Source organism: Anaerolineales bacterium (assembly GCA_022866145.1).
GTDB lineage: Bacteria > Chloroflexota > Anaerolineae > Anaerolineales > E44-bin32 > PFL42.
Map to the genome: position 1 here is coordinate 1 of JALHUE010000425.1, position 3,263 is coordinate 3,263.

The window sequence follows — 3,263 nt, forward strand, 5'->3', positions numbered from 1 at the left end:
AGCATGTTCCTATACAACGATCTCGCCGGTCTGACCGCCCGCGTGGCGGATGGCTCCATCCAACTCGATGGGGTGACAGCCAGTCACAACGCGGTTGCCTCCGACGCCTACGGCGCCGGTCTGACCGGAACGAGCGGCGGGTCGATCCAGGTGGCCAACAGCAACTTCTTTGGCAACAGCGGCAAGGGAGTATGGATCGAGGCATCTGGGCCCACCGTCTTGCAGAACCTGGGCGCCGACGGCAACGGGCTGCACGGTGCCTACATCCACAACCTCAATGCTTGCGCCGCCGTGCCCTTGCCCGTAACAGTCAACGGCGGGAACTATGTCAACAGCGGCGGATATGGCGTGCTGGCCGCGCTCGGTCCTGGCGGAACCCTGACCCTGGTGGGCTCACCTACATTCAGCGGCAACGCCGCCGGAGACTACCTCGAGGACCTCGGCCCTTGTCCGTCCTGCGAGGGCAAGCACGATGGCAAGCACAAGGCCTACCATGTGGTGCACGTCCCCGAAACCGGCGGCGAGCCGGTGCCCTTGGACTGCCAGGCCTACGCCGGCACGGTCTTGATCCTGCCCAACGGCAGCCGGGCCACCCTGGTCTGCCCGGTCAGCGGTGAAGCAACCCTTGGATCACTGACGGACAACGGACTTCCCGGCTTACTGCCTCCCGGCCGGACATTCGTCTCCGGCATCGATGTCGGGCTGGCTGAGGGGGGTGCCCCCGTGCAGGCCATCATCGATGGCGGCTACATCACCCTCACCTTCCCCATCCCTGAGGGGTGGGAGGACGCCAGCCTGGCGGTCCTGTACTGGGAGCCGACGGCAAACGATGGGGCCGGTGGATGGGTGGAGCTCCCGCCGTATGCCCTGCGGCCGGACGGCACGCCGATGGTCCATCGCCTGCACCCCGACGCCGATCCTCCCGACGGGATGGACGTCCTGGGCGGCGTACGTGCGCTTGGGGGGAGTGTCAAGATCGCTGTCAACTTCCCCGGGATCTTCGTGCTCGCGGCTCGCTAGTCCGCTCCAGCTGCGGAACACGGGAGGGACAGCGATGGCTGTCCCTCTTCGTTTGCCCCTGTCCGCACCCCATTCGCGGGGCAGGAATTCGCCCGGGGTGTCCGCGCTCAGGCAGCGCCATTCCCCCGCCAGGTCACCGTGGGGTAAGATTCAAGTTGCCCCAACACCTGGGCGGCGATCTTCTTCGGAGACACCCATAGTCCTGGCTCTGGCGGTCGCGCGTGAGAGATGCCTTGGACCAGCCGGCCTGGAGGCATGGCATGCAGAATCTGACCGAGCACTTCGTGGAACTGATCCGGCGCACCTCCACCGATCTGCCGGCGGACGTCGAAGAGGCGCTGCGGGCGGCGCGCGAGCGGGAAACGCCCGGCTCACCTGCCCGCCGTGCTCTGGATGCGATCCTCGAGAACGTCGAACTCGCCCGCCGCACCGCCACACCCATCTGTCAAGACACCGGCACCCCGCTGTTCTTCATCCATCACCCCGCCGGCTGGAGCACCCGCCAGCTGCGGGAGCACATCCGGGGAGCGGTTGCCGAAGCCACGGCCCGCAGCTACCTGCGGCCGAACGCCGTCGACTCCCTGAGCGGCAGGAACAGCGGCAACAACCTCGGAGATCCATCGTTTCCGACCCTGCACTTTGAAGAGACCGAGGGTGAGGCGCTGACGGCCGATCTGATTCTCAAAGGAGGCGGGTGCGAGAACGTGGGCGCACAGTACGCCTTGCCCCACAGCGGCTTGCGAGCCGGGCGCGATCTGGAAGGCGTGCGCCGAGTTGTGCTCGACGCCGTTCACCAGGCGCAGGGACAGGGATGCGCCCCTGGCGTGCTGGGCGTCGCCATCGGGGGCGATCGAGGATCGTCGTATCTGGCATCGAAGGAGGTCCTGCTGCGCCGGCTCGATGACACCCACCCCGAGCCTGAGTTGGCGGCGCTGGAATCCCGCCTCACCGAGCAGGCGAATCAGCTGGGGATTGGCCCGATGGGGTTCGGCGGCGAAACCACCGTCCTCGGCACCAAGCTGACCCACCGGCACCGGCTGCCTGCTAGCTTCTTCGTCTCGGTCTCGTACATGTGCTGGGCAAACCGCCGACGGCGGATGACGATCCTCCACGACCAAGTCTCCTATGGATGAGGCGTCTGTCATGAAATCCCTGACCCTCCCCCTTCAGCCGCAAGACGTACTGGACCTGCGGGTCGGCGACCCGGTGGGCCTCTCCGGCGTGATGATCACGGCACGCGACGCCGCTCACAAATGGATGGTTGAGACGTTCCTCCAGAAGACCCGGCCTCCACAAGGAGATGACCAGGCCTGCTATGAAGCGCTCAAGCCGATCCTGCGGGGCGGCGCCATCTACCACTGTGGCCCGGTCGTGGCCGGGCTCGACAGCCTGGACTATCGCTTCGTCGCCGCCGGGCCGACGACTTCGACTCGGGAGGAACCGTACCAAGCCGAGGTGATGGCCCACTTCCAGGCCCGGGCCGTCATCGGCAAGGGCGGCATGGGCCAGCACACCCTCGCCGCCTGCCAGACGGTGCCCTTCATTTACCTGCACGCCATTGGCGGCGCAGCCGCCTTGATCGCCCGGACTGTCACCCGGGTCTTGAGTGTGTACAAGCTGGAATTCGGCGTTCCCGAGGCGATGTGGGTAGTGGAGGTCAAGGATTTCCCGGCCGTCGTCACCATGGACGCCCATGGATCCAGCCTGCACAGCGAGGTCGAAGCCCGCTCGATGGAGGCCCTGGCGCGCCTGATCGACCTTGAGCCGAGGACACCCAAGTCGGCCTAAGACACCGGCGAAAGGAAGGAACGGACATGCTCAAGATCATCACCGACAGCACCTGCAACCTCGATGCCGACCTGCTCGCCCGCCACGATGTGCGGGTTGCGCCAATCGCCATCCAGTTCGGCGACCAGACCTTCGAGGAGGGCATCGACATCGACCGGGAGACGTTCTACGCCCGGATCGAGCGCTCGGGGCGGATCCCGACGACCTCCCAGCCGTCGCCGTCATGGTTCGAGCGCTTCTACCGAGAGGTGCATGCCCAGGGGGATCAAGCCTTGGTTGTCACGGTCACCGCCAAACACAGTGGGACGTACCAGTCGGCGCTGCTGGCCAAGGCCATGGTGCCGCAGGCCTCGGTCGAGGTGTTCGACTCAGAAAGCATCTCGCTAGGCACGGGTTGGATGGTGGTCGAGGCGGCCCGCGCCAGCGAGGCCGGCGACTCGTTGCCGGGGATCTTG

Annotated in this window: 4 protein-coding genes; all 4 read left to right on the forward strand. The window is 66.3% G+C overall.

The window, feature by feature from the left end; translation table 11 throughout:
• On the forward strand, positions 1–1,020 hold a 1,020-nt coding region (locus MUO23_12755; GenBank protein MCJ7513822.1), incomplete at its 5' end, for a hypothetical protein.
• A gap of 260 nt (positions 1,021–1,280) precedes the next feature.
• On the forward strand, positions 1,281–2,153 hold the full coding sequence (locus MUO23_12760) for a fumarate hydratase (protein MCJ7513823.1): 873 nt from the start codon (positions 1,281–1,283) through the stop codon (positions 2,151–2,153).
• 10 nt (positions 2,154–2,163) lie between these two features.
• The gene (locus tag MUO23_12765) at positions 2,164–2,808 is read left to right on the forward strand and encodes a FumA C-terminus/TtdB family hydratase beta subunit (GenBank protein MCJ7513824.1); all 645 of its coding nucleotides are present in this window, start codon (positions 2,164–2,166) and stop codon (positions 2,806–2,808) included.
• A gap of 26 nt (positions 2,809–2,834) precedes the next feature.
• Positions 2,835–3,263, forward strand: a 429-nt coding sequence (locus MUO23_12770) for a DegV family protein (protein MCJ7513825.1), incomplete at its 3' end; no start/stop codon positions are given.